At 66.8% G+C, this 24527-nt stretch carries 26 protein-coding genes, 1 other RNA gene and 1 pseudogene; 16 read left to right on the top strand and 12 right to left on the bottom strand.

Annotation, left to right across the window (positions count from 1 at the left end):
* Positions 1-10: 10 nt before the first annotated feature.
* On the bottom strand, positions 11-730 hold the full coding sequence (locus ASV56_RS05335) for an XRE family transcriptional regulator (protein ID WP_156429080.1): 720 nt from the start codon (positions 728-730) through the stop codon (positions 11-13).
* A 53-nt stretch (positions 731-783) separates the two neighbouring features.
* Here ASV56_RS05335 and ASV56_RS05340 point away from each other — a divergent pair, with 53 nt between their 5' ends.
* The 9 genes from ASV56_RS05340 (at position 784) to ASV56_RS05375 (ending at position 5471) form a co-directional block, all read left to right on the top strand.
* Entirely contained in the window at positions 784-1023 is a 240-nt protein-coding gene (locus tag ASV56_RS05340; protein ID WP_253879876.1) for a hypothetical protein, read from the top strand.
* A complete protein-coding gene (locus tag ASV56_RS05345) occupies positions 1023-1514 on the top strand; it encodes a hypothetical protein (protein ID WP_156429081.1) in 492 nt (163 codons plus the stop codon). Before ASV56_RS05340 ends, ASV56_RS05345 begins: the two co-directional genes overlap by 1 nt.
* A 106-nt stretch (positions 1515-1620) precedes the next feature.
* Positions 1621-1812 (top strand): hypothetical protein, encoded by a 192-nt coding sequence (locus tag ASV56_RS05350; protein WP_062561091.1) that lies wholly within the window; start codon positions 1621-1623, stop codon positions 1810-1812.
* Between the two features lie 212 nt (positions 1813-2024).
* Positions 2025-2618: a ParB/RepB/Spo0J family partition protein gene (locus ASV56_RS05355; protein ID WP_062561092.1), complete on the top strand. Its 594-nt coding sequence runs from the start codon at positions 2025-2027 to the stop codon at positions 2616-2618.
* Entirely contained in the window at positions 2615-2857 is a 243-nt protein-coding gene (locus ASV56_RS05360) for a hypothetical protein (RefSeq protein WP_156429083.1), read from the top strand. The genes ASV56_RS05355 and ASV56_RS05360 overlap by 4 nt, the downstream gene beginning before the upstream one ends.
* Before the next feature lie 7 nt (positions 2858-2864).
* Positions 2865-3524 carry a DNA-binding protein gene (locus tag ASV56_RS05365; protein ID WP_062561094.1) on the top strand — a complete coding sequence of 220 codons (660 nt, stop codon included), beginning with the start codon at positions 2865-2867 and terminating at the stop codon, positions 3522-3524.
* Between the two features lie 179 nt (positions 3525-3703).
* On the top strand, positions 3704-4117 hold the full coding sequence (locus ASV56_RS05370; RefSeq protein WP_062561095.1) for a phage tail protein: 414 nt from the start codon (positions 3704-3706) through the stop codon (positions 4115-4117).
* A 10-nt stretch (positions 4118-4127) separates the two neighbouring features.
* A complete protein-coding gene (locus ASV56_RS22580) occupies positions 4128-4289 on the top strand; it encodes a tail protein X (protein WP_082724739.1) in 162 nt (53 codons plus the stop codon).
* Between the two features lie 39 nt (positions 4290-4328).
* Complete coding sequence (locus ASV56_RS05375) at positions 4329-5471, top strand: contractile injection system protein, VgrG/Pvc8 family (RefSeq protein WP_062561096.1); 1143 nt, start codon at positions 4329-4331, stop codon at positions 5469-5471.
* Positions 5472-5662: 191 nt separating this feature from the next.
* Here ASV56_RS05375 and ASV56_RS05380 read toward each other — a convergent pair whose 3' ends face one another.
* The 7 genes from ASV56_RS05380 to ASV56_RS05410 all read right to left on the bottom strand — a co-directional run bounded on the left by ASV56_RS05380 (position 5663) and on the right by ASV56_RS05410 (position 12110).
* The gene (locus ASV56_RS05380) at positions 5663-6013 is read right to left on the bottom strand and encodes an H-type lectin domain-containing protein (RefSeq protein ID WP_062561097.1); all 351 of its coding nucleotides are present in this window, start codon (positions 6011-6013) and stop codon (positions 5663-5665) included.
* Between the two features lie 114 nt (positions 6014-6127).
* Positions 6128-6574, bottom strand: a complete 447-nt coding sequence (locus ASV56_RS05385) for a F0F1 ATP synthase subunit epsilon (RefSeq protein WP_062561098.1) — start codon at positions 6572-6574, stop codon at positions 6128-6130.
* A 9-nt stretch (positions 6575-6583) separates the two neighbouring features.
* Positions 6584-8008, bottom strand: coding sequence for a F0F1 ATP synthase subunit beta (gene atpD, locus ASV56_RS05390; RefSeq protein ID WP_062561099.1), 1425 nt, complete (start codon positions 8006-8008; stop codon positions 6584-6586).
* 18 nt (positions 8009-8026) lie between these two features.
* A complete protein-coding gene (locus tag ASV56_RS05395) occupies positions 8027-8902 on the bottom strand; it encodes a F0F1 ATP synthase subunit gamma (RefSeq protein WP_017999839.1) in 876 nt (291 codons plus the stop codon).
* A 14-nt stretch (positions 8903-8916) separates the two neighbouring features.
* The gene (gene atpA, locus ASV56_RS05400) at positions 8917-10452 is read right to left on the bottom strand and encodes a F0F1 ATP synthase subunit alpha (protein ID WP_062561100.1); all 1536 of its coding nucleotides are present in this window, start codon (positions 10450-10452) and stop codon (positions 8917-8919) included.
* Positions 10452-11012 (bottom strand): F0F1 ATP synthase subunit delta, encoded by a 561-nt coding sequence (locus ASV56_RS05405; protein ID WP_172823758.1) that lies wholly within the window; start codon positions 11010-11012, stop codon positions 10452-10454. Before ASV56_RS05405 ends, atpA begins: the two co-directional genes overlap by 1 nt.
* 267 nt (positions 11013-11279) lie before the next feature.
* On the bottom strand, positions 11280-12110 hold the full coding sequence (locus tag ASV56_RS05410; protein WP_062561102.1) for a class I SAM-dependent methyltransferase: 831 nt from the start codon (positions 12108-12110) through the stop codon (positions 11280-11282).
* A 51-nt stretch (positions 12111-12161) separates the two neighbouring features.
* Here ASV56_RS05410 and gloB point away from each other — a divergent pair, with 51 nt between their 5' ends.
* The 4 genes and pseudogenes from gloB to ASV56_RS25035 all read left to right on the top strand — a co-directional run bounded on the left by gloB (position 12162) and on the right by ASV56_RS25035 (position 16387).
* The gene (gene gloB, locus ASV56_RS05415; RefSeq protein ID WP_062561103.1) at positions 12162-12908 is read left to right on the top strand and encodes a hydroxyacylglutathione hydrolase; all 747 of its coding nucleotides are present in this window, start codon (positions 12162-12164) and stop codon (positions 12906-12908) included.
* A 1-nt stretch (position 12909) separates the two neighbouring features.
* Entirely contained in the window at positions 12910-13104 is a 195-nt protein-coding gene (locus tag ASV56_RS23455; protein WP_156429084.1) for a hypothetical protein, read from the top strand.
* Positions 13105-13170: 66 nt separating this feature from the next.
* A complete protein-coding gene (gene clpA, locus ASV56_RS05420) occupies positions 13171-15489 on the top strand; it encodes an ATP-dependent Clp protease ATP-binding subunit ClpA (protein ID WP_062561104.1) in 2319 nt (772 codons plus the stop codon).
* 135 nt (positions 15490-15624) lie between these two features.
* Positions 15625-16387 (top strand): annotated as a pseudogene (locus tag ASV56_RS25035) (IS5/IS1182 family transposase).
* Between the two features lie 252 nt (positions 16388-16639).
* Here ASV56_RS25035 and ASV56_RS05425 read toward each other — a convergent pair.
* The gene (locus tag ASV56_RS05425; RefSeq protein ID WP_062561105.1) at positions 16640-17659 is read right to left on the bottom strand and encodes an IS110 family RNA-guided transposase; all 1020 of its coding nucleotides are present in this window, start codon (positions 17657-17659) and stop codon (positions 16640-16642) included.
* A gap of 205 nt (positions 17660-17864) precedes the next feature.
* Between ASV56_RS05425 and ASV56_RS05430 the strand changes: the two genes are divergently transcribed.
* From ASV56_RS05430 to ASV56_RS05440, 3 genes are read left to right on the top strand one after another with little or no spacing between them, the layout of a single operon-like run.
* Positions 17865-18545 carry a hypothetical protein gene (locus tag ASV56_RS05430; RefSeq protein ID WP_062561106.1) on the top strand — a complete coding sequence of 227 codons (681 nt, stop codon included), beginning with the start codon at positions 17865-17867 and terminating at the stop codon, positions 18543-18545.
* Positions 18451-19971 (top strand): Y-family DNA polymerase, encoded by a 1521-nt coding sequence (locus ASV56_RS05435; protein ID WP_062561107.1) that lies wholly within the window; start codon positions 18451-18453, stop codon positions 19969-19971. Before ASV56_RS05430 ends, ASV56_RS05435 begins: the two co-directional genes overlap by 95 nt.
* Entirely contained in the window at positions 19971-23204 is a 3234-nt protein-coding gene (locus tag ASV56_RS05440; protein WP_062561108.1) for an error-prone DNA polymerase, read from the top strand. The genes ASV56_RS05435 and ASV56_RS05440 overlap by 1 nt, the downstream gene beginning before the upstream one ends.
* A gap of 115 nt (positions 23205-23319) precedes the next feature.
* On the opposite strand, the gene rpmG is transcribed toward ASV56_RS05440, so the two are convergent.
* From rpmG to ASV56_RS05455, 3 genes are all read right to left on the bottom strand, one after another.
* A complete protein-coding gene (gene rpmG / locus ASV56_RS05445) occupies positions 23320-23487 on the bottom strand; it encodes a 50S ribosomal protein L33 (protein ID WP_017999830.1) in 168 nt (55 codons plus the stop codon).
* 132 nt (positions 23488-23619) lie between these two features.
* Positions 23620-23987, bottom strand: an RNA gene (gene rnpB / locus ASV56_RS05450) — RNase P RNA component class A.
* Positions 23988-24144: 157 nt separating this feature from the next.
* Positions 24145-24501, bottom strand: coding sequence for a winged helix-turn-helix transcriptional regulator (locus ASV56_RS05455; protein ID WP_062561109.1), 357 nt, complete (start codon positions 24499-24501; stop codon positions 24145-24147).
* Between the last annotated feature and the right edge of the window lie 26 nt (positions 24502-24527).

Genomic DNA, 24527 nt, shown 5'->3' on the forward strand with positions numbered 1-24527 from the left:
ATGCGGATCTTCAGCGCCATGTGCTGTGCCCCTCTACAGGGTCGACCATGGCCATGCTCTGCCAGATCACCTCGCCGAGGATGCGCTTGCGGTCGGACAGCAGGGTCAGAGAATAGGCCGGATTGTCTGCCCGCACCACGATCTTGCCATCGACCGGTTCCAGGCGTCGCAGGTTCAGGCCACCGTCCTCTCTGCGCAATGCGAAGACGCCATCCGGTCGCGGATCCCGGCGCTGCTGGTCGATCAGGACGATAGCCCCGGCGCGGATGGTCGGCTCCATCTCATTGCCGTAGGTGCGGAACAGGTAGCACTCGCCCGGCGACGTCGTGTAGCGGCGCAGCCAGGAACTGTGAAAGGCGAACTCGCCGATCTCCTCGAGGGCATCGTGCCGGCCTTTCGGCCACGCCCGCACCTGGACGAAGTCCGCCATCGGGACGCCGAGCATGCTGCGATCGACGGGCGGGGCCGATCGTTCGCCCGTGAGGATGTAAGCTACGTCGGCGCCGAATCCTGCAATAGCTGACAAATAGTCGGCCGTGGGCGCGCTGCCCTTTTCATAGAGTATTTGCGAACCCTTCGACACGCCGCCGACCTCTGCCAGCTGCGGTTGGGTCAACCCCAAACGGTTGCGTTCCTCTAACAAACGCGCGCCACGTTCAGAATTTTGCACCTTGCTGGTGACCGGTTCAAGATCTTGCACCATGATTGATCTAAGAGAAAAAGGCAGCATCTTTCATTGGAGGCAACATGTCAGAAAAGACAGCCCCTTTCCAGCCGGGGGCCATGCTTCACGACGCCATCTTTGGTGCGTTCCGCGCCTCGGGTGGCAGTTGCGAGCGCTGGTGCACGGAAAACAAAGTCACCCCCACGAATGCGCGCAACGCGACGTACGGGATCATGAAGGGCGCGCGCGGCAAGGAATTGCTGGCCCGCCTGATCGAGGCCGCGGGGCCCGAAGTGGCGCGGGCGGGCTATGGCGCCCGGCTGCGCGACCACGCTGCCACCTTCCGGGGGGCCGCGTGATGTCGATCTTCCCTAATGTCGAGCTGTATCTCTGCAATGTCAGCCCCTTCGTTAAGCGCGAGTTCGGTTCGACCAACGTCTTGCGGCATAGGCCCCGACCGGAGGAGGCTCGCGACTTTCGGATTGGCATGGTCGAAGCCTGTACCGCGACCGACGAGGAGATCGAGGAGCGTGCATCGGCCGGCGAATTCGGCTTCGACGTGATTGACGAGCACATGAGCCGGATCTGGTTTTGTGACCGCGAGAGCTTTCGGGCGGCATGGCGTGTCGCGCGACTGATCTGCAATCGCAACGTCAAGCTCAAGGGGATCGATGCTGATGAGGCATACGCCGTCAAGGAGATTGACGGTCAGGCAATCTTCGGCCTCTGCATATCGGCCTCCGAACACCATGTTGGGAAAGCCGCGATGCCGCGCCCCGCCCATGATGCCGCCGAGCTGGCGCGGCCCTGCTGGCGGAACTGCCGCCGGCCGAGCGCGCCGAGCTGCTGACCGAGCAACTGGTCAAGATCGGCGACCTGCGCGCCCTGACCACCGCCCGCAACATTCTGACCGGCGAAATCGACGATCTGATCGTCGCCCAATACGGAGCCCCGGAATGATGCCCCCTCTTTTCTTCCTGGCTGCTGGATCGCTCGCAGCGGCCTGCGCCTGGGCGCTGTTCAACGTGATCTGCATCTGCACCGACCCGCGCGAGCACGTTCGGCTTGCGTCGGGCTGGTGGGTCGGCCCGTTCGCCATCGCCGGCGTCTCGCTTATCGCCATGGTGATTGCCGGGGTGCTGTCGTGATCGCCCTGGCGCGCCGTTTCTCGCAGGCGTGGATGCGCTTTGAAAGCACCGGCTGGGCCGACGCCCTGGGCGCGGCGGCGGTCTGGGGCACGCTGGCCGCCGGGCTGTTCATCGTCCTGGGCTTCGGCGGCTGGGGGCCGCTGGACTGAAGCATCGCACGGCCAATCAATGGCCGGCGCAATTTTCTCTACCGGAAGTTCGAGGGAACCGAATTGATCTCCCCAAATGCCACCTTCCAGGAAATCCGCCTGGACATGATCGAGGCGGACGAGGTCCGTGCCCGCTTTCGGAACCCCGCGCGAGTGATGCGGCTGGCCGACAATATCGAAGAGGTCGGGCTGCTGAACCCGATCACCGTGCGTCCGTCCAAGGACGGCAAGCGCTTCCTGCTGGTCTGCGGCGGGCATCGTCTGGCTGCTTTCGAGGAGCTGAAGCGCGAAACCATTCCGGCCTTCGTGCGGCAGCTTACGGATGAACAGGCGCGGCAGGTTGAGGTTCAGGAAAACCTTGTCCGCGAAGACCTGACCGTCCTTGACCGGGCGCTGCATCTGGCGACCGAGAAGGCGATCTATGAGGTCAGGAACCCGGTCGCGAAGCGTGGCGGCGACAGGAAGAGCGATCAAATCCGCAACAATGCGTATTTGATTTCGAACCGCTTCACGCTGGAAATGGCGGAGGCCCTGGATTGCAGCGAGGACACGATCAGTCGCACGATCCAGATCGCTAAGGGGGTGACGCCGGAGCTTCAGGCTGAGATCACGGGAACCGATCTGGCGAACAACCAGGCGCAGCTGCTGAAGTGGTGAAATACCCCGAAGCCCGCCGCCCGCTGCTGGCGCGGATCATGCGCGAGGAAGGCCATGGCAAGGTCTCGGATGCCGACCAGCATGCCGAGGGCCGGCGCCCGAAGGCCAAGCCCAGCCAGTCCGACAAAGAGATCTGGATGCGCAAGATCCATGCCCTTTGGGCGCATGGTCGCAAGCACTGGCAGGACGATTTCCTGACCCTGATCGACGCCGTCCGCAAGGAGAAGGGCGGCGAGTGATGCAGGAATGGTATTCGATCAGCGAACTGCTGGCCCTGAAGGTCCGGGGCTGCCTGCCAGCCGCCGAGGTCTGCTTGACCTCGCCAAGGCCGGGCGCTGGGACGCGGACGAACGCTATTGCCGCAAGCGCGACGGGCGCGGCGGTGGGAACGAGTACCATATCCGGCTGCTGCCGATCCACGTCCAGCGCCAGCTATCCCGGCAGGCCTATGTCGAAGAGGTGAACGCGCCGCCGCAGCCGGAAGCGCTGGATGACACGCGCCGCGACACGCTCTGGAACGCCTATGGGGCAGCGACCGACAAGCAGAAGCAGACCGCGCAGGAGCGCCTGGAACTGGTGCGCCTGGTCGACGGGCATATGGAAGAGATGGCACTGGCGCCGGCCTGCGATCTGGTCGCGCGGGAAAAGGGCACGCCCTCGGCCACCTTGCAACGCTGGATGCGGATGGTTCGTCCGCATCCGCGTTGCGACTGGCTGGCCGTTCTGGTGCCCCAGCATTCCGGCGGCACCCGTCGCGTCACCTGTGATCCGCGCGCCTGGGAATTTGTCGTCGGTGATCACCCTTCCGGCCCACGTCCGAACTGGTGCCCGGCTTCAACATCCAGCGCCCCGCCGCCGCCGGCGGCGCCGGCGCCGCGACCGCTGGCGCAACCGCGGCGCCCGTGAAGGTCGAGGAGACGATCAACCACGACTACAAGAGCGAGCACACGGTCACCGTCACCGTACCGGTCACCATTCGCTAGGAGATCAAGCGCGATGCAGGCGCGATCTCGCGCGACATCGGCGCCCGGACCGAGCGTGAGGTCCGCAAGGCTCTGTCCGATGCCTCTATCCCGGAGTGATCCATGCTGATGGCCCTCGGCCCCTTCCGCTTTTCCCTGGACCTCGTGCCGCTGGAAAGCATGACTGACCGCGAAACCGCGCGGATCGAACAGATGCAGCGGGCCAAGGTCATGCCCACGCCTCAATTCCTCGGCCCGGGCGACCGCACCCTGACGATCAACGCGGTGATCTATAAGGAGGTGCTGTCGCCCGGCGGGCCGCTTCAGGTCGACCTCATGCGCCTCGCCATTCGCAAGGGGACCCGCCTGCCGCTGATCTCGCGTGCGGGCGGTTTCTACGGGTTCTTCCTGATCCAGTCTCTGGCGGTCGAGAAAACGCATGTCCTGCCCAACGGCACCTTCCAGAAGATGGAAGTCGAGCTGCAACTGATTCGCTCGCCCAGCAGTCTGTCGCTGGCCGGCATCCAGCTATTCTGAAGGGAGCGCCATGGCGACCTACACCACCGCAGGCGGCGAGATGATCGACCAGATCACCTGGCGCTATTACGGCCACCAGATCGGCACCACAGAGGCCGTCCTGGCGGCCAATCCGGGGCTCGCAGCCGCGCCCAGCCTCTGGGGCCGGGCCTGGTCATCGAACTGCCGGTGATCGCGGCAAGCTCCGAAACGACCCGACCGGTGAAGCTCTATGACTGATGGCCGCTTTCCCGCCTTCAGGCTCACGGCTGATGGTGCGCCCTTTGCACCCGAGCGCGTGCTGTCCATAACGATTTCCGATGAGGCCGGGTTCGAGAGCGACGAACTGGTCATCATCCTGGACGATGCCGATCCGCAAATCGCGCGGCCACGGCAAGGCGCGCTCCTGACGATTGCCCTTGGCTATGACGGCGCGGCACTGACCGAGTTCGGAACCTACACCGTCGAGGAGGTCGAGCGCAGCGGCTGGCCCCGCCGGCTGACGCTCACGGCGAAAGCGGCCGACCACGCCAAGGCCATGAAGGAGCCGAAGACCCGCGCCTGGGAGGACAAGACGCTTGGCGACCTCGTGAAAGCCATCGCGGGGGAGCACGGACTGAAGGCCGAGATCAGCAGCGCCCTGGCTTCAGTGAAACTGCCCTACATCGCACAGACCGAGGAGAGCGATCAGCACCTGCTGACCCGCATCGGCAAGCGCGTGGGGACGGTGATCGCGCCCAAGGATCAGCGCCTCCTGGTGACTGCCCGGCACTCGGGCAAGACGGTCAGCGGCCAATCCATGCCCGAGGTCAAGGTGACGGCCGACATGCTGGTGGACATGGACGGCTACCGGATCGGATCGCGCCCGCGCGGGCGGTTCGGATCGGTCAGGACGCGGTGGCGCGACAGGCAGGCCGGCCTGACACGCAACGTCGATGTTTCAACCGGCCTCGAAGGGCCGCGAAAGACCTTCGAGAGGTCTATCAGGACGAGGCCGAAGCCCGCCGCGCTGCCGACGCCGCGGTGCGGGAGATCAAGGCCGGCGAGGGTGACATGCGGCTTCTGCTGGTCGGATACCCGCTGGCGCGGGCCGAGGCCCCGATCGTCGTCGAGGGCGTCAGCCTTGATTTGGATGGCCGATGGATCGCGACTCGTGTTAACCACGAATGGAACTTCGAAAGCGGCGGGGCCACAACCGAGATCATCGCGGAGTTCGGGGCGGACGATGACGATGCAGCGGCATCCTGAAGATCAAATCGGCAGAAAAAATTTTCTGCCAAACCTGTTGTCCCGAGACTTCAAAACGGATGTCCCGCTTCAGCGGCAGAGCGGCAGAGCGGCAGAGCGGCAGAGCGGCAGAGCGGCAGAGCGGTAGAGCGGCAGAGCGGCAGAGCGGCAGAGCGGCAGAGCGGCAGAGCGGCAGAGCGGCAGAGCGGCAGAGCGGCAGAGCGGCAGAGCGGCAGAGCGGCAGAGCGGCAGAGCGGCGCAAGATCACGGAACCATGGTGGGCGTCAACGCCGGGATGCGCCGCCACAGCCTTGGTCGCGGCATCGCATCACGCACGGCTCAGCCGGCGTCGAAATCGTCCTCGTGGCGCACCGGGCCAATGGCCAGCCAGCTGGCCCGCACCCGCGCGACGCGGGTATCGCCCCAGGTGCGGAATTGCAGCTCGAACCCCTGCGTGGTGACCTGCACCGCCTGGATATCGGCGCGCTGGTTGGCGTTGCGGTCCACGTCCCACATGCTGAGCGCGACATGCACCACCGGCGGCTCGGCGAAGCCTTCATCGAAATCCACGCGCTGCACCTCGAGCCGCGGCCCGTGCCCGGTCCACATCGGACCGCCGCTTTCGAAGGCCGAGAACATCTCGACCGAGCCCTGCTCGACCCCGACAGCAAAATGTCCGAAACGCCGCAAATTCCGCCTTCCCCTCGTCGAATGCCCCGCATCCTGATGATAAAAGGTTGAGAAACAATTGAGAAAGCCCCGGAATTTCCGGGGCTTGCTGTCTTTTTCGCCAGATGCCCGCGCTTAGTGCGGGAAATTCGAGTGGTTCGGGTCCAATCCGATATGGGTGCCAAGGGCCTCCATATCCGCCAGCAGCTTGACGGCGGCGGCGACGATTTCCTCGCCGGCCGAGTCGCGCTCCTTGGCGGATTGCACGCGGCGATGGGCTTGCGCCATCATCTCGTTGAAGACCTCTTGCGTCATCTCGGCCCGCGGATGGCCACGTTCGGCCAGCAGGGTGACGGAGTCGTTGTTGATCTCGGCGAAGCCGCCGGTCACCGCGAATTCCGTCTGGCTGCCGTCCGCCGCGACCACGGTCACCAGGCCGGGGCGCAGGTTGACGATGGCCGGCGCATGGCCGGGCATCGCCGTCAGGTCGCCGTCGGCGCCGGGCAGGCGCACCTCGCGCACCGGGACGGACACCAGGTTCCGCTCCGGCGACACCAGGTCGAACTGCATCGTGTCGGCCATGTCGCCCCCTTACGCCGCGTCAGCGGCAAGGCGCGCGGCCTTGGCTTTCACGTCCTCGATGCCGCCGACCATGTAGAAGGCCGCTTCCGGCAGGTGGTCGTATTCGCCGGCCACCACCGCCTTGAACGACTTGATCGTGTCCTCCAGCGGCACCTGAACGCCGTCCGAGCCGGTGAAGACCTTGGCGACGTCGAAGGGCTGCGACAGGAAGCGCTGGATCTTGCGGGCCCGGGCCACGGTCAGCTTGTCCTCTTCGGACAGCTCGTCCATGCCGAGGATGGCGATGATGTCCTGCAGCGACTTGTATTTCTGCAGGATGCCCTGCACCGCGCGGGCGGTGTTGTAGTGATCCTCGCCCACGACGGCCGGGTCCAGGATCCGGCTGTTCGAGTCGAGCGGGTCCACGGCCGGGTAGATGCCCAGTTCCGAGATCGCGCGCGACAGAACCGTCGTGGCGTCGAGGTGCGCGAAGGTCGTGGCCGGCGCCGGGTCGGTCAGGTCGTCGGCCGGAACGTAGACGGCCTGGATCGAGGTGATCGAGCCGTTCTTGGTCGAGGTGATGCGTTCCTGCATCGCGCCCATGTCGGTGGCCAGCGTCGGCTGATAGCCCACGGCGGAGGGGATGCGGCCCAGGAGCGCCGACACTTCCGAACCGGCCTGGGTGAAGCGGAAGATGTTGTCGACGAAGAACAGAACGTCGGTGCCGGTGGCGTCGCGGAACTGCTCGGCCACGGTCAGGCCGGTCAGCGCCACGCGCATCCGCGCCCCCGGAGGCTCGTTCATCTGGCCGTAAACCAGCGCCACCTGCGACTTCGACAGATCGTCGGGCTTGATGACGCCCGATTCCACCATCTCGTGGTAGAGGTCGTTGCCTTCACGGGTCCGCTCGCCGACGCCCGCGAACACCGAGTAACCCGAGTGCACCTTGGCGATGTTGTTGATCAGTTCCATGATGAGAACGGTCTTGCCCACGCCGGCGCCGCCGAACAGGCCGATCTTGCCGCCCTTGGAATAGGGCGCCAGCAGGTCGATGACCTTGATGCCAGTGACCAGGATCTCGGAGGCGGTCGCCTGCTGGGCGAAGTCCGGGGCCGGCTGGTGGATGGCGCGGCGGTCGGTGACGGTCAGCGGCGCACCCTCGTCCACCGGCTCGCCGACGACGTTCAGGATGCGGCCCAGCGTCACGTCGCCCACCGGAACGGTGATCGGCGCGCCGGTGTCGGTCACGGGCAGGCCGCGGACCAGACCTTCGGTCGCGTCCATGGCGATGGTGCGGACGGTGTTCTCGCCCAGGTGCTGGGCGACTTCCAGCACCAGGCGCTTGCCGTTGTTCTCGGTTTCCAGAGCGTTCAGAATCGCGGGCAGCTGGCCCTCGAACTGCACGTCCACCACGGCGCCGATCACCTGCGTGATTTTTCCTTTGGCCTCTGCCATGTGTTTAACCCCTACGTGTCAGAGCGCCTCTGCGCCCGAGATGATTTCGATAAGTTCCTTGGTGATCGCCGCCTGACGTGTCCGGTTGTATTCGGTGGTCAGCTTGTTGATCATGTCGCCGGCGTTGCGGGTCGCGTTGTCCATCGCGCTCATCCGGGCACCCTGTTCGGAGGCCGCGTTCTCCAGCAGCGCCGCGAAGACCTGGGTCGCCACGGAACGCGGCAAGAGGTCGTTCAGGATCGCGTGCTCATCCGGTTCGTAGTCGTAAAGCGACGAGGCACCGGCCTCGGCGCCTTCCTCGACCACGGCGGGGATGATCTGGCGTGCGGTCGGAACCTGGCTGATGACCGATTCGAAGCGGTTGTAGAACAGCGTCGCCACGTCGAACTGGCCGGCGTCGAAACGGTCCAGGATTTCGTCGGCGATGCCGCGCGCGTTCTCATAGCCGATGCGCTTCACCTCGCTCATGTCCACGTGATGGACGAAATATTGCGAGTATTCGCGCTTCAGCTGCTCGCGGCCCTTCTTGCCGACGGTCAGCAGCTCGACCTGCTTGCCCTGGGCTTGCAGCTCGGCCATGCGCTGGCGGGCCAGCTTGACGATGGACGAGTTGAAGCCGCCGGCAAGCCCGCGCTCCGAGGTCATCACCACCAGGAGGTGGCGGCGATCCTCGCCGGTGCCGGCCAACAGGCGCGGCGCGTTGTCCGAGCCGGCCGCCGCAGCGGTCAGCCCGGCCATCACGCTGGCCATGCGGTCGGCATAGGGACGCGCAGCCTCGGCCGCTTCCTGCGCGCGGCGCAGTTTCGCGGCGGCGACCATCTGCATCGCCTTGGTGATCTTGCGCGTGTTCTTGACGCTGCCGATCCGGTTTTTCAGATCCTTGAGGCTGGGCATCTAAAGCTCCCCTCTCAGGCGTAGGTCTTGGAGTAACCGTCCAGCGTCGCCTTGATCGCATCTTCCAGCTCGCCCGCGATCTTGCGGTCGTTGCGGGTCATGTCGTCAAGCAGGTCGGCCTTCTGGTTGCGCAGATACTGGATCAGGCCCTGTTCCCATTTGGTCACATCGGCGACCGGGATGCTGTCCAGATAGCCTTTGGTGCCCGCATAGATCACGATGACGATCTCGGCGTTGGTCAGAGGCGAATATTGCGGCTGCTTCATCAGCTCGGTCAGACGTGCCCCGCGGTTCAGCAGCTTTTGCGTCGCCGCGTCGAGGTCCGAGCCGAACTGCGCAAAGGCCGCCATCTCGCGATACTGGGCCAGTTCCAGCTTGACCGGGCCGGCGACGGATTTCATCGCCTTGGTCTGGGCGGCCGAACCGACGCGCGACACCGACAGACCGGTGTTCACGGCCGGGCGGATGCCCTGGAAGAACAGTTCCGTTTCCAGGAAGATCTGGCCGTCGGTGATCGAGATCACGTTGGTCGGGATATAGGCCGACACGTCACCCGCCTGGGTTTCGATGATCGGCAGCGCGGTCAGCGAGCCGGCGCCATGCGATTCGTTCAGCTTGGCCGAACGCTCCAGCAGGCGCGAGTGCAGGTAGAACACGTCGCCCGGATAGGCTTCGCGCCCCGGCGGACGGCGCAGCAGCAGCGACATCTGGCGATAAGCCACGGCCTGTTTCGACAGGTCGTCATAGATGATCAGCGCATCCATGCCGTTGTCGCGGAAATATTCGCCCATCGCGGTCGCCGAATAGGGCGCCAGATACTGCATCGGCGCCGGGTCCGAGGCGGTCGCGGCCACCACGGTGGTGTAGGCCATGGCGCCGGTCTCTTCCAGCTTCTTCACCAGCTGGGCCACGGTCGAGCGCTTCTGGCCGACGGCGACATAGATGCAGTGCAGGGTCTTCATGCCATCGGCCTCGCGGCCGTTGTAGTTCTGCTGGTTCAGGATGGTGTCCAGCGCGATGGCGGTCTTGCCGGTCTGGCGGTCGCCGATGATCAGCTCGCGCTGGCCGCGGCCGACGGGAATCATCGCGTCCACCGACTTCAGGCCAGTCGCCATCGGCTCGTGCACCGATTTGCGCGGCATGATGCCCGGGGCTTTCACGTCGGCGATGGCCATGACCGGGTCGGCGATCGGGCCCTTGCCGTCGATCGGGTTGCCCAGCGCGTCGACGACGCGGCCCAGCAGGCCCTTGCCGGTCGGGACTTCCACGATGGCGCCGGTGCGCTTGACGGTGTCGCCTTCCTTGATCGAACGGTCGTCGCCGAAGATCACGACGCCGACGTTGTCGGTTTCAAGGTTCAGCACCATGCCGCGGATGCCGCCCGGGAATTCGACCATCTCGCCGGCCTGAACCTTGTCCAGACCGTAGACGCGGGCGATGCCGTCCCCGACGGACAGCACCTGCCCGACCTCGGCCACCTCGGCGTCCTGACCGAAATTCTTGATCTGATCCTTAAGGATGGCCGAGATTTCGGCAGCCTGGATTCCCATTATCCGACCTCTTTCATAGCATTCTGGAGGGAGGCGAGCTTGGAGCGGATCGAGCTGTCGATCATCTGCGAGCCCAGTTTGACGATCATGCCGCCGATGAGGCTTTCATCGACGCGCGCGTTCAGTTTCACCTTCTTGCCCGATTTCGCGGCCAGCGCGTCGGTCAGGCGGGACTTCTGGTCGTCGCTCAGCGCCTGGGCGCTGACCACGTCGGCGGTGACCTCGCCCTTCGCATCGGCGATCAGGCCGCGCAGCTTGGCGATCAGTTGCGGCAGCGCGAACAGCCGGCGGTTCCGGGCCATCAGGCGCAGGACATTCGCCAGCTCGGACGAAAGACCCATCTTGTCGGCCAGGGCGCCGATGGCAGCCTCCTGTTGGCGGCGGTCGTAGAGGGGCGAGACGGTCAGATCGCGCAGATCCGCGCTGGCGTCATAGGCCGAGGCCAGGTCGTCGATCTGGGCTGAAAGGGTGTCGATCCCTCCCGCGTCCCGGACCAGATCGAACAGGGCCTGCGCATAACGCCCGGCGATATCAGCGGAAATCGAAGCGGAATTGGCCACGGTCATCCTTCCGGTTAGCGCAAGCTCCGCAGGCGGGCCGGCGTTCGGGCCGGTCTGTCGCGGAGCGCGGGTCAAATGGGGGCCATGGCACGGCGGGCTAGGGCCTTCCCGAAATCTGCGGCGTCTCTAGCAGGTGCTTTTCGCTGCCGCAACCGCCTTGAACACGGAAATGCGAGGGTTTGCGGCCCTTGCAGCGCCCATGTGCCGCCGGTCCCGACCCCGATTGCGCAAACAGTCGCCGAGCCGCCCCGCCTCGCGCGCGCGAAGCTAATTCCGGCCCGGCTCCGCGGCGGGGGATCGCGCCGCAGATTCGGGCTGCGTGCGGCCGCGCACCGTGCGCCCCGCGCCCTGCCCCGCCGGCCGCGGCCGGGCGATGCCTTCCAGCACGGCCAGCGGGCTCGGCACGCTGACCTTGCGGCCGCGCCCGACCGGGGCCTGCACCTGCTTGCTGAACTCGGACAGCACCACGCCCGCCACCAGCACCTGGCTGATGCGCAGCCCCGCCCGCTCCCACATCTGGGCGCTTTTCAGCCAGAAGCGCCGGTCCGAGGGCGGGATGTAGAGCGCCGCCCCGGTGCCCTCGGCGACGAAGCCCGCCGCGCGGGCCTGCGCATCGAGCTGCCCGGCGGTATAGCTGCGGCCGAAGCCGAAGGGCGTCGTCTCGGACCGCGCCCAGAGGCCGGCGCGGTTCGGCACCATGACCAGCATCCGCCCGCCCGGTCCCAGCACCCGCCAGGCCTCGTCCATCAGCGCCGCCGGATGGTCGGCGGTCTCGAGCGCATGCAGCAGCACCAGCCGGTCGACGCTGCCGGTGTCCAGCGGCCAGGCCGTCTCCTCGCACAGCGCCGAGCAATTCGGCAGCCCCGCCGGCCAGGCCATCACCCCCTGCGGCCCCGGCATCAGCGAGATCACCCGCCGCGCCCGCCCCAGCCAAGGCCGCAGCAGCGGCACCGCGAAGCCGTAGCCGGCGACGGTCATGCCCTGGGTCTGCTCGGGCGGCCACATCCCGCTCAGCCGGTCGCGCAGCACGCGCTGCACCACCCGGCCCAGCGCGCGGGTATAGTAGAACTTCCGTAGCTCATAGACGTCGTGATGCATTGCGTCCCCCGCTTCGCCCGGCCAGACTGCGGCAAAGAGAGGATTTTGCCAATGCCGCTGGAACTGGTCCCCGTCCGCTGCCTGACCGACAACTATGCCTGGCTGCTCAACGGCAATGGCCAGACCACGCTGATCGACGCCCCCGAGGCCGCGCCGATCCTGGCAGAACTGGCCGCGCGCGGCTGGACGCTGGACCTGATCGCGCTGACCCATCACCACGCCGACCATATCCAGGCCGTGCCCGAACTGGTCCGGATGACCGGCGCCCGCGTCATGGGCAATGCAGAGGACGCCGCCCGCCTGCCGCCGCTGGACCTGGCCGTCCGACCCGGCGAGACGGCGCGGATCTGCGGCGAGCCGGCCGAGGTCATCGACGTGCCCGGCCACACCATCGGCCATATCGCCTTCCACCTGCCAGAATCGGCCATGGTCTTTACCGCCGACAGCCTGATGGCGCTGGGATGCGGCCGGCTGTTCGAGGGCGACGCCGAGACGATGTGGGACTCGCTCTCGCGCCTGAATGCGCTGCCAGGGGAAACGCTGGTCTGTTCCGGCCACGATTATTGCCGCGGCAACGGCGCCTTCGCGCTTTCGGTCGAGCCGGACAATGCCGCATTGCAGAAGCGGCTGGCGGAAACCGCGGCGGGGGCGCGGCCCTGCGCACCTTCGACCCTGGTCGAGGAACGGGCAACGAATCCCTTCCTGCGCGTGGCGGAACTGCGGGATTTCCTGGGCTTGCAGGGCCAATCCGATGCCCGCGTCTTTGCCGAGCTGCGCCGGCGCAAGGACGTGTTCTGAGATGTTTCTGCAACGCGACAAGAGAATTCGAATGGCATCCCGTCCTTGTGGCGCCGGGGCGCCGCTGGCGGGCGGGCTGCTTGAAATTTCGCCTGCCGATCATCACATCTGCCTCAGCCGCGGGAAATTCGGCATGAGCGGAAGCAAATACCGCTTGAATTGCGCGAAAATCCACCAATTCTTAACTGTATCGTGACAGTCTGGTCAGGTGGACCGCTAGATATGGCGGCCCAAACCGCCAGCCGACTGACAGGAGCTTGAAGTGCCTTCCTTTTCGACCTCGCTGGAACAGGCCATCCATGGCGCCCTCGCGCTGGCCAACGACCATCGCCATGAGCTTGCCACGCTCGAGCACCTGCTGCTTGCGCTGACGGAAGAGCCCGATGCCGTGAAGGTGATGCGGGCCTGCAACGTCGATCTGGACGAATTGCGCCGGATGCTGGTCGAGTTCATCGAAGACGACCTGTCGACCCTCATCACCGATGTCGAGGGATCCGAGGCCGTTCCGACCGCCGCCTTCCAGCGCGTGATCCAGCGCGCGGCGATCCATGTGCAAAGCTCGGGCCGGACCGAGGTGACGGGCGCGAACGTGCTGGTCGCCATCTTCGCCGAGCGGGAATCGAACGCCGCCTTCTTCCTGCAGGAACTGGACATGACCCGCTATGACGCGGTGAACTTCATCGCCCATGGCGTCGCCAAGAATCCCTCCTTCTCGGAGAACCGCCCGGTCCAGGGTGCCGAGCACCAGGGCGAGCAGGCCCAGGCCGAGCCCGCCCCCAAGGACGAAACCGCGCTGGCGAAATATTGCGTGGACCTGAACCGCAAGGCCGCCAAGGGCGACGTCGATCCGCTGATCGGCCGCGCCGACGAGGTCGAGCGCTGCATCCAGGTGCTGTGCCGCCGGCGCAAGAACAACCCGCTGCTGGTGGGCGATCCGGGCGTCGGCAAGACCGCCATCGCCGAGGGCCTGGCGCTGAAGATCACCCGGGGCGAGACCCCGGACGTGCTGGCCGGCTCGACCATCTTCTCGCTCGACATGGGCGCGCTGCTGGCCGGCACCCGCTATCGCGGCGATTTCGAGGAGCGGCTGAAGGCCGTGGTCAAGGAGCTGGAAGAGCATCCTGACGCGATCCTGTTCATCGACGAGATCCATACCGTGATCGGCGCCGGCGCCACCTCGGGCGGGGCGATGGACGCCTCGAACCTGCTGAAGCCGGCTCTGGCCGGCGGCAAGCTGCGCTGCATGGGCTCGACCACCTACAAGGAGTTCCGCCAGCATTTCGAAAAGGACCGCGCCCTGTCGCGGCGCTTCCAGAAGATCGACGTGAACGAGCCGAACGTGCCCGACGCGATCAAGATCCTGATGGGGCTGAAGCCCAGCTTCGAAAAGCACCACGACCTGCGCTATACCAATGACGCGATCAAGTCGGCGGTGGAACTGGCCAGCCGCTACATCAACGACCGCAAGCTGCCCGACAGCGCTATCGACGTGATCGACGAGGCCGGCGCCGCTCAGCACCTGGTCAGCGAAAGCAAGCGCCGCAAGACCATCGGCCCGAAAGAGATCGAGGCGGTCGTCGCCAAGATCGCCCGCATTCCGCCGAAAAGCGTCTCCAAGGACGATGCGGCGGTGCTGAAGGACCTGGACGCGACGCTGAAGCGGCTGGTCTTCGGCCAGGACGCGGCGATCGAGGCCCTGGCCTCGGCGATCAAGCTGGCCCGCGCGGGCCTGCGCGAACCGGAAAAGCCGATCGGCAACTACCTGTTTGCCGGCCCGACCGGCGTCGGCAAGACCGAGGTGGCCAAGCAACTCGCCAGCACGCTGGGCGTGGAGCTGCTGCGCTTCGACATGTCGGAATACATGGAGAAGCATGCGGTCAGCCGCCTGATCGGCGCGCCTCCGGGCTATGTCGGCTTCGACCAGGGCGGTCTGCTGACCGATGGCGTCGACCAGCATCCGCATTGCGTGCTGCTGCTCGACGAGATCGAAAAGGCGCATCCGGATGTCTACAACATCCTCTTGCAGGTGATGGACCACGGCAAGCTGACCGATCACAACGGCCGGCAGGTGGATTTCCGCAACGTGATCCTGATCATGACCTCGAACGCCGGCGCCTCGGACATGCAGAAGGCCGCCATCGGCTTCGGCCGCGAGAAGCGCGAGGGCGAGGATACCGCCGCCATCGAGCGCACCTTCACGCCCGAGTTCCGCAACCGTCTTGACGCGATCATCAGCTTCGCCGCCCTCTCGCGCGAGGTGGTGGTCCATGTGGTCGAGAAATTCGTGCTGCAACTGGAAGCGCAGCTGATCGACCGCGGCGTCCATATCGAGCTGACCTCCGAAGCCGCCGACTGGCTGGCCGAAAAGGGCTATGACGAAAAGATGGGTGCCCGGCCGCTGGGTCGCGTGATCCAGGAAACGATCAAGAAGCCGCTGGCCGAGGAACTGCTGTTCGGTCGCCTGACCAAGGGCGGGATCGTGCGGGTGCGGATCGAGGACGACAAGCCCGTCTTCGACATCACCGGCCCTGAAACGCCCAAGATCAGCAATTCGAAGCCGCCGCTGCTGACGGCCGATTGATCCTGCGTCCTGTGAAAGAAGGCGGCACTCGGTGCCGCCTTTTTCACTTGCAAAGGCTCTATTGCGCAAAAATCTTTGGATTATTTCCGTTAGTCAAAGTGATGACCTGTCCTCGTATCAGACCGACAAGAGAAGATGACTGACCAACTCACAATCAAGCGCCAAGGCGCCATCCCGCACTGCTCCCCGATATGGAACGCCGCCCCGACGGGCCGTCGGGGCCGACAGCAGATCTATGGCGATACGCCCCGCAGATATGCCTGCCGGTGAAGGCGCTGTTCGGCATGGTCTTGCGCTCGACTGGACGGTGCCCGACATCAGCAGGGTCGCGCCGCCAGAAGGCGCTCGCCTTAACCATCGCGTATCGCCGCTTTGGAGACCGCTGCGTCTGCTGATCGACAGCATGCAGGCAAGCATGGTGGCGCCATTAGGCTCAAGGGATAGCGAGGGAACCCCGGATATCAAGGCTGCTGAAGATTACCGGATGTCCCATAGGCGGCACCTGTCTTTCTCACCTGCTAGGCAAAACCCGGTGACCAAGAAATCGGAAGTGTAACCGCAGACGGCACTTATCACACTCATGGTGCGTCGCCGAGCGCAGACCCGCCTTATCATCCCGCCGCGCAAGAATGCCAAGCCGTGGAAGACCAGCATTGCCGGCACGGTCACAGGAAATGCAGCGCTGCGCAGAGCGCGATTGCCTTGCCGGAGCGCTGTGGCGACGATGGTGCCACTGGTGCCGCGTCAAACGAAGATGGGCTGCGTGGAACTGCCGGGTCAGGGCCTCATGACCCAGGGCTTCGGCCGTCAAATTCCCGGTCCCCTTAGTCGCCTAACGGCGATCCGCGTTCAGAAATCCGTCGCCGAGCCTACGGGCACATATGCGCAACATGTGTAACCGCCCCAAGCGCAAGGGGGTTTTTGAAGCTGATTTTGGCGCGTCATCGGGTGCTGACATGTGTCCGGCCTCGTGATGCGGCGCGATACATGCCGCAGGGCCCGTATGGTGTCCGAAGGTCGGGTCCAGATCAAAGCCGCGTGCTCATAGGCACTCTGTTGCACCCTGGTTTTCCCGATCCCGTCTCACGATCGTTGCGCCAAACTGCTCCTTGCCCTCTTCCGCTCCGACGTCCTCGCGATCTGCGGCGGCTTACGCTGCCGCGACCGGAGACTGGCAGATGCCGCCCCGAGCCATCAGGGCCCAGACCATGCGCGCCATCTTGTTCGCCAATGCTACCCGCACCAGCATCGGTGGCTTGCGCAACAGCAGGCTGCCCAGCCATGTTCCGGGCTGCGCTTCCTTGTGAACGTTACGTTTGATCACCACGTTGTTGGCGCCGATGATCAGCAGGCGTCGCAAGGATCGTTCGCCCGTTCTGGTCGTCGCGCCGAGACGTTGCTTGCCCGTCGAATGTTGCCGGGGCGTCAGACCCAGCCAGGCGGCAAAGTCACGTGCCTTGCGGAACGTCTCGGGTGGCGGAGCCAGAGCAGCAATGGCCGTGGCGATCAGCGCCCCGATGCCGGGCACCGTCATCAGACGCCGGGCTACGTCATTCTCCTTGGCGCGACGGGCGATCTCCGCATCGAGCTTCCTGATCTCTGCCTCCAGATGCGCAAGTGCCGCGATCAAAGTCTTCAGCGTGGGGATGGCATCGGCAGGCAGAATGCCATCCGGATCTTCCACGATCGCGATCAGCCGCGTGGCATCGGGTGCCCCTTGTGGCACGATCTGGCCGAATTCGGCCAGATGGCCGCGCAAGGCGTTGATCGCCTGCGTGCGCTGCCGGATCAGCAGCTCGCGCACGCGGAAGACCATTGCCGCGCCTTGGGTCTCCTCGCTCTTGACCGGAACAAAGCGCATCGTCGGGCGCATTGCCGCCTCGCAGATGGCCTCTGCATCGGCGGCATCGTTCTTCTGGCGCTTTACGAAGGGCTTCACATAGGCAGGCGGGATCGGCCGCACCTCATGGCCCAGCTTGCCGATCTCGCGGCCCCAAAAATGGGCACCGCCACAGGCTTCCATCGCGACAACGCAGGCCGGAAGCTGTCCGAAGAATTGCTGGTCTCTTCTCAGCTTCTGGCGCAGCACCGCCCGGCCCGCAGCCTCGGCCTCGTGAACCTGAAACACATTCTTCGCCAAATCGAATCCGACCGTGATAATCTCCGACATGACCGCTCTCCTTTGTGGATCATTGCAGACCCACCTTGGCACACAGATGCCGTCGGGGGCGGTCACAGCATCAAGGCCCCAAAAGCGCATTGGATGAAGCACCAGCCAGCGTCATGGCTCGAACCGCCCAACCCCAGCACACCCGGCCCGATTGACGAATCTTCCGCGCAGATTTAGAACAAACAAGGAACATCGTGAACGAGCCATGACCGCCCACCCTTTCCTGCGCGGGGTGACGCCTTTCGGACGGGCGCCAGCCCCCGCGGTGCCGCGCATTGCCACCGCCACCCTGTCCGAGGCCTTCGATTCCCGGCACCCCTTGGATGCCGCGGCGGCGGGATTCGTGCTGGCGGCGCTGCCGCCGGGGCGGGTGCTCTGGGCGCAGGACCGGCTCAGCCGGGCCGAATTCGGCGCCCCCTTCCTGCCCGGCACCGGCCGGGCGCTGCTGCGGCTGGACCTGACGCGCCCCGCCGACGTGCTGGCCGCGTTGGAGGATGGCCTGCGCAGCCGCGCCCTGGCCGCCGTGGTCGGAGAGATCCATGGCGCGCCCCCGGCGCTGAGCTTTACCGCCAGCCGCCGCCTGGCCCTGCGTGCCGAAACGGCCGGCCTGCCCTGCTGGCTGATCCGCCATGCCGCCCGGCCCGATGCCAGCGCGGCGCGGATGCGCTGGCGGCTGTCGGCCCTGCCCTCGGCCCCCGACCCCGACGACCCCAAGGCGCCCGGCGATCCGCGCTGGCTCGCCGAGCTGTTCCGGGCGCGCGGCCAGCCGCCCTCGACCTGGGTGGCGCGCCATGACCGGGCGGCGGATCGTCTCGATCTTTCTGCCCCGCCTCGCGATCGAGAGCTGGCTGCACCGGCGCGCGCGGCAGGGCGCGGCCTGGCCTGACACCGTGCCGCTGGCGCTGGCCGCGCCCGGGCCGCATGGGCCCGTCATCCATGCCGCGAACCGGGCCGGCGAAGAGGTTGGCGCCCGGCCCGGCGCCCGCGTCGTCGATTGCCGCAGCATCTGCCCCGAGTTGCGGGTCGAGGATGCCCAGCCCGCCCAGGAGGCCGCCCGGCTGGCCCGCCTGACCTTCTGGATCCGGCGCTGGGGGCCGTTCAGCGCCGTGGACGGTGCGGACGGGCTGATCCTCGACACCACCGGCACCGCGCATCTGTTCGGCGGCGAGCCCGCGCTGCTGACGGACATCCAGGCCGGATTCGCCCGCGCCGGGTTGACCTGCCGGCTGGCGCTGGCACCGACGCGCGGCGCGGCCTGGGCGCTGGCCCGCTTTGGCCCCGAACGCGCGATCTGCACCGATCCGCTGCCCGCGCTGGCGCCCCTGCCGGTGGCGGCGCTGCGGCTTTCACCCGAAACCCTGCTGCTCCTGCACCGGCTGGGGCTGAAGACCATCGGCGATCTGGCCGCGATTCTGCGTCTGCCGCTGATGCGCCGTTTCGCCCGGACTGCGCCGGCCGACAACCCGCTGATCCGGCTCGACCAGGCGCTGGGACGCGCGGCGGAACCGCTGGACGCACCCGAGCCGCCGGCCGAATTCGCCGCCGAGGCCCGGCTGGCCGAGCCGGTCATGGACCCCTCGGACTGGCTGCCCGGCCTGACGGAGCAGCTTTGCGCCGGCATGGCGGCGCAGGATCGCGGCTGCCGGCGGCTCTGCCTGTCGGTGTTCCGCGTCGATGGCGAGCGGCGCGACATCCGCGTCGCGCTGGCCGCCCCGGCCCGCGATCCCGCGCATCTGCTGCGGCTGTTCCAGGGCCGGCTGGACCGGCTGGATCCCGGCTATGGCTTCGACCTGATCCAGCTTGCAGCCGAGGCGGTCGAACCCCTGGCCCAGGCCCAGCCCGCCCTGGACGGCAGCGCCCCCGAGGCGCTGGCGCTGTCGCGCCTGGTCGACCGGCTGGTCGCGCGCTTTGGCGCCGCCGCGATCAGCCGGCCGCTGCCGCAGGACAGCCATATCCCCGAACGCTCGGAAATCCCCGGCCCGCCGCTGGACGACAGCCCGGCGCCCCCGGCCCGGCCCGACCGCCCGCTGCGCCTGCTGACCCCGCCCGAGGAGATCCAGGTGCTTTACGCCATCCCCGAGGGCCCGCCGGCGCAATTCATCTGGCGCCGCCAGACCCTGCGCGTCGCCCGCCACGCCGGGCCGGAACGCATCGCGCCGGAGTGGTGGCAGGACCGCCCCGGCACCAGGCTGCGCGACTATTTCCGCATCGAGGACGACAGCGGCCGCCGGCTGTGGATCTATCGCGAGGGGCTGGCCCAAGACGGCCGCGGCGGCGCCCCGCGCTGGTTCCTGCACGGGATCTTCGCCTGATGCCCGACAGCCATCCCCGCAGCGCCCTGAAACTGCCCGAGGTGGCGGCGCCGAACCCGGCCTCGGCCTATGTCGAGCTGGGCGTGACCAGCGCCTTCAGCTTCCTGCACGGCGCCTCGCAGCCCAGCGAACTGGCCTTGGCGGCGCATCTGCTGGGCTATGACGCGCTGGGGATCGCCGACATCAACAGCCTGGCCGGCGTGGTGCGGCTGCATGCGGCGGCGCGCCAGCTGCACCTGCGGCCGCTGATCGGGGCGCGGATCGTGCTGGCGGATGGCACCGGCTTCCTGGCCTATCCGACCGACCGCGCCGCCTATGGCCGGCTGGCCACGCTGATCACCAAGGGCCGCCGCGCCGACCTGGAGGGGGCTTGGCAGAAGAAGGGCCGCTGCGACCTCAGCCTCGACGACCTCGCCGCCCATGCCGAAGGACTGCGGCTGATCTGGCTGCCGGGCGACGACCTGTCGCCCCTGCCCGATCTGGCCGCGCGGCTGCCGCAGCTGTCCCATGTCGCGGCCAGCTGGCTTTATCGCGGCGACGACCGGGCGCGGATCAACCGGCTGGACCGGGCGGCGCGGGCGGCGGGGCTCTCGATCGTCGCCACCAACGACGTGCATTACCACGCCCCCGACCGCCGCCCGCTGCAGGACGTGATGACCTGCATCCGCGAGGGCACCACCATCGCGAAAGCGGGCCTGCTGCTGTCGCAGAACGCCGAGCGGTACCTGAAATCCCCCGCGCAGATGCAGCGCCTGTTTGCCGACTGGCCGCACGCCATCCGCGCCACGCGCGAGATCGCCGACAGCTGCCGCTTTTCGCTGGACGAGCTGAAATACGAATATCCGCACGAAACCGTGCCCGAGGGTCTGACCCCACAGCAGCATCTTCAGGCGCTGACCTGGGCTTGCGCCGGCGAACGCTATCCCGACGGCATCCCGCCGCAGGTGCGGGCCACGCTGCGCAAGGAACTGGACCTGATCGGGCGCAAGGAATATGCGCCCTATTTCCTGACCATCCACGAGATCGTGAATTTCGCCGAGGAAAAGCAGATCCTGCACCAGGGCCGCGGCTCGGCCGCCAATTCCGCGGTCTGCTACGTGCTGGGCATCACCCCGGTCGATCCCGCCAAGCACCAGCTGCTGTTCGAGCGTTTCCTCAGCGACACCCGCAAGGAGCCGCCCGACATCGACGTGGACTTCGAGCATGAGCGCCGCGAGGAGGTCATCCAGCACATCTATGACAAATACGGCCGCCATCGCGCCGGGCTCTGCGCCACGGTGATCCATTACCGCCCGCGCAGCGCCATCCGCGAGGTCGGCAAGGTCATGGGCCTGTCCGAGGACGTGACGCAGGCGCTCGCCAATACCGTCTGGGGCAGCTGGGGCAATGACATGTCCGCCGCCTCGACCGATCAGGCGGGGCTCGACCTGCGCGACCCCCTGCTGCGGCGCACGGTGAAGCTGGCCGAGGAAATGATCGGCATGCCGCGCCACCTGTCCCAGCATGTCGGCGGCTTCATCCTGACCGAGGGGCCGCTGTCGGAAACCGTGCCCATCGGCAATGCCGCCATGCCCGAGCGCAGCTTCATCGAATGGGACAAGGACGACATCGACGCGCTGGGGATCCTCAAGGTCGACGTGCTGGCGCTGGGGATGCTGACCTGCATCCGCAAATGCTTTGCGCTGATCGGGACGCATTACGGCCGCGCGCTGACGCTTGCGGATTTCGACGACCACGACGAGCCGACCTTCGAGATGCTGCGGCGGGGCGACAGCCTGGGCACCTTCCAGGTCGAAAGCCGGGCGCAGATGAACATGCTGCCGCGCCTGCGGCCCCAGGAGTTCTACGACCTGGTGATCCAGGTCGCCATCGTCCGCCCGGGCCCGATCCAGGGCAATATGGTTCACCCCTATCTGCGCCGCCGCAACGGCGAGTCGGTGGATTATCCCTTTCCCAAAGGCGGCGACCCGGATGAGCTGAAATCCATCCTGGAACGCACCCTGGGCGTGCCGATCTTCCAGGAACAGGCGATGAAGATCGCCATGGTCGCGGCCGAGTTCAAGCCCGACGAGCTGGACGAGCTGCGCAAGGCCATGGCCACCTTCCGCTCGCGCGGCACCATCGAGCAATTGCAGGACAAGATGGTCGGCCGCATGGTCAGGCGCGGCTATGACCGCGAATTCGCCGAGCGTTGCTTCAACCAGATCAAGGGCTTCGGCGACTACGGCTTTCCCGAAAGCCATGCCGCGGCCTTTGCCCATCTGGCCTATGTCTCGTCCTGGCTGAAATGCCATTACCCGGCGGCCTTTGCGGCGGCGCTGCTGAACAGCCAGCCGATGGGCTTCTATGCGCCCGCCCAGATCGTGCGCGATGCGCGCGACCATGGCGTGACGGTGCTGCCGGTGGATGTGAATGCCAGCACCTGGGACAACCGGCTGGAGGCCGGGGCCGAGGGCATCGCCCTGCGACTGGGCCTGCGCCAGGTCGAGGGGCTGGGCGAGACGGCCGGCGACAGGATCGCCAGGCGGCGCGGGGCGGCGCCCTATGCCTCGCTGGCCGCAATGAAGGCCCGCGCCGGGCTCGACGCGCGCGCGATCCGGGTGATCGCGGCGGCGGATGCGCTGCGCTCGATGGGTCTCGACCGGCGGGCGGCACTGTGGCAGGCGCGCGCGCTGCGCGATGCGCCGGACCTGCCGCTGTTCGGGACCCGCGACGAGGGCGCCGAGCCCGCCGTCGCCCTGCCCGTGATGCCGCTCTCCGAGCAGGTGACCGCCGATTACCAGACCCAGCGCCTGTCGCTGAAGGCGCATCCCATGGCCTTCCTGCGTCGCTCGATGCAGGCGCAGGGCTATGTCAGCGCCGCCGGGCTGGCCGATCTGCCGAACCGCGCGCCCCTGCGCATGGCCGGGATCGTGCTGGTGCGCCAGCGCCCGGGCAGCGCCAAGGGCGTCTGCTTCGTCACGCTGGAGGACGAAACCGGCGTCGCCAACCTGGTGCTGTGGGAGAATGTCTTCGCCCGCTTCCGCCGCGTGACGATGACCGCCCGCCTGCTCGAGGTGCATGGCCAGGTCCAGCGCGCCGAGGGCGTCACCCATGTCGTTGCGCAATGGCTGGGCGACCGTTCGGATGCGCTGCTGCGGCTGGCGGGCGAAAGCCCGCGTGACCTGCCCGCACCCCGGCCGCAGCATCCGCGCCAGGTCAGGATGCTGCCGAAGTCGCGGGATTTCCATTGAGTTGCGCAGGAACGCGCCGGCAGCCTGCCTCAAACCCGCCGGCCCTGCCCGCATGGCAAAGGCCGCGTCCCTTTCCGGGGACGCGGCCTTGGCTGTTCGTCGCGAAGGGCAGATCTTACTTGATCTTGCCTTCCTTGTATTCGACATGCTTGCGGGCAACCGGGTCGTATTTGTTGACCGTCATCTTTTCGGTCATCGTGCGGGCGTTCTTCTTGGTCACGTAGAAATGCCCGGTCCCGGCGCTCGAGTTCAGGCGGATCTTGATGGTGGTCGGCTTCGCCATTGTCTTGCTCCTGCTGCGGGGACAGACGCTTCGCTCGCGAACCCCGTGGAATCTCTTGGAAGCCGCCTTTTAGCCGCCATGCGGGCGAAGTCAACCGGGAATCGCCGGATTTCGCCGGCACGGGCAGCGGATATGCGCGGATGGCCTGTAAGCCGGATTTTGTCCAGGGGTCGCCCCCATGGATGACCATTCCTCTGGCCCCGCCGTTGCCGACGGGATCTAGCTGCCAACCCGGACCTGCTGGGGCGAAGATGGCCCTGTCTTGCGACGCGCGGTCCCTATTCGGCATTGCTCCCGGTGGGGCTTGCCGTGCCGGTCCTGTTGCCAGGCCCGCGGTGGGCTCTTACCCCACCGTTTCACCCTTACCCGTGCAGGCACGGGCGGTCTCATCTCTGTGGCGCTTTCCCTGGGGTTGCCCCCGCCGGGCGTTACCCGGCACCGTATCTTCATGGAGTCCGGACTTTCCTCGACGTTGCCGCCGCGGTCATCCGGCCATCCGCGCGAGGCTCAGATAGGCCCTGGCGCGCGAGGGGTCAAGCGCCGGGGTGGCGGCACGGGTGCCGGGGTATTTGAGGAGCAAAGAAGCCATGGGCGCCGCGCCCTGCTTCTTCGTTCTTCAAATACCCATCTCGCGGCATCTGCCACCCGGCGATCCGGTCAAGGATCCGGCCAGTTGCGGGCGATGCTGGGCAGGCTGTCCTCGATCCAGTCGAGCAGCGCACCGACGCGCGCCGCCGCCTGCTGGCCCAGCGGCGTCAGTTCGTATTCCACATGCGGCGGCACGGTGCCGAAGTCGCGGCGCAGCACCATGCCGTCGGTTTCCAGCCCCTGCAGGGTCTGCGCCAGCATCCGTTCGCTGACGCCGCCGATGCGCTTGCGCAAGCCGCCGAAGCGTTGCGGGCCGGCGCTCAGCGCCCACAGCACCAGCATGCCCCAGCGCCCGGTCAGGCGCCGCAGCACGTCCCGCGACGGGCAGGCCGCCGCCAGCAGGTTTCCGCGCTGGAGGTTTTGCATACTAACATTTCCGTTCGTACTTACGG

This window comes from Paracoccus aminovorans (assembly GCF_001546115.1).
GTDB lineage: Bacteria > Pseudomonadota > Alphaproteobacteria > Rhodobacterales > Rhodobacteraceae > Paracoccus > Paracoccus aminovorans_B.

What these genes read in the sequence shown, in the direction of transcription:
- ASV56_RS05350 (WP_062561091.1), top strand. Translation starts at nt 1,621, where the DNA reads ATGATGCCCCCTCTTTTCTTCCTGGCTGCTGGATCGCTCGCAGCGGCC.
- ASV56_RS05375 (WP_062561096.1), top strand. Translation starts at nt 4,329, where the DNA reads ATGACTGATGGCCGCTTTCCCGCCTTCAGGCTCACGGCTGATGGTGCG.
- ASV56_RS05385 (WP_062561098.1), bottom strand. Translation starts at nt 6,574, where the DNA reads ATGGCCGACACGATGCAGTTCGACCTGGTGTCGCCGGAGCGGAACCTG.
- ASV56_RS23455 (WP_156429084.1), top strand. Translation starts at nt 12,910, where the DNA reads ATGTTTCTGCAACGCGACAAGAGAATTCGAATGGCATCCCGTCCTTGT.
- atpA (WP_062561100.1), bottom strand. Translation starts at nt 10,452, where the DNA reads ATGGGAATCCAGGCTGCCGAAATCTCGGCCATCCTTAAGGATCAGATC.
- ASV56_RS05395 (WP_017999839.1), bottom strand. Translation starts at nt 8,902, where the DNA reads ATGCCCAGCCTCAAGGATCTGAAAAACCGGATCGGCAGCGTCAAGAAC.
- ASV56_RS05455 (WP_062561109.1), bottom strand. Translation starts at nt 24,501, where the DNA reads ATGCAAAACCTCCAGCGCGGAAACCTGCTGGCGGCGGCCTGCCCGTCG.
- ASV56_RS05335 (WP_156429080.1), bottom strand. Translation starts at nt 730, where the DNA reads ATGCTGCCTTTTTCTCTTAGATCAATCATGGTGCAAGATCTTGAACCG.
- rpmG (WP_017999830.1), bottom strand. Translation starts at nt 23,487, where the DNA reads ATGGCGAAGCCGACCACCATCAAGATCCGCCTGAACTCGAGCGCCGGG.
- ASV56_RS05440 (WP_062561108.1), top strand. Translation starts at nt 19,971, where the DNA reads ATGCCCGACAGCCATCCCCGCAGCGCCCTGAAACTGCCCGAGGTGGCG.
- ASV56_RS05410 (WP_062561102.1), bottom strand. Translation starts at nt 12,110, where the DNA reads ATGCATCACGACGTCTATGAGCTACGGAAGTTCTACTATACCCGCGCG.
- ASV56_RS05340 (WP_253879876.1), top strand. Translation starts at nt 784, where the DNA reads ATGCTTCACGACGCCATCTTTGGTGCGTTCCGCGCCTCGGGTGGCAGT.
- atpD (WP_062561099.1), bottom strand. Translation starts at nt 8,008, where the DNA reads ATGGCAGAGGCCAAAGGAAAAATCACGCAGGTGATCGGCGCCGTGGTG.
- ASV56_RS05345 (WP_156429081.1), top strand. Translation starts at nt 1,023, where the DNA reads ATGTCGATCTTCCCTAATGTCGAGCTGTATCTCTGCAATGTCAGCCCC.
- gloB (WP_062561103.1), top strand. Translation starts at nt 12,162, where the DNA reads ATGCCGCTGGAACTGGTCCCCGTCCGCTGCCTGACCGACAACTATGCC.
- ASV56_RS05425 (WP_062561105.1), bottom strand. Translation starts at nt 17,659, where the DNA reads ATGTCGGAGATTATCACGGTCGGATTCGATTTGGCGAAGAATGTGTTT.
- ASV56_RS05365 (WP_062561094.1), top strand. Translation starts at nt 2,865, where the DNA reads ATGGTATTCGATCAGCGAACTGCTGGCCCTGAAGGTCCGGGGCTGCCT.
- ASV56_RS05430 (WP_062561106.1), top strand. Translation starts at nt 17,865, where the DNA reads ATGACCGCCCACCCTTTCCTGCGCGGGGTGACGCCTTTCGGACGGGCG.
- ASV56_RS05435 (WP_062561107.1), top strand. Translation starts at nt 18,451, where the DNA reads ATGACCGGGCGGCGGATCGTCTCGATCTTTCTGCCCCGCCTCGCGATC.
- ASV56_RS22580 (WP_082724739.1), top strand. Translation starts at nt 4,128, where the DNA reads ATGGCGACCTACACCACCGCAGGCGGCGAGATGATCGACCAGATCACC.
- ASV56_RS05370 (WP_062561095.1), top strand. Translation starts at nt 3,704, where the DNA reads ATGCTGATGGCCCTCGGCCCCTTCCGCTTTTCCCTGGACCTCGTGCCG.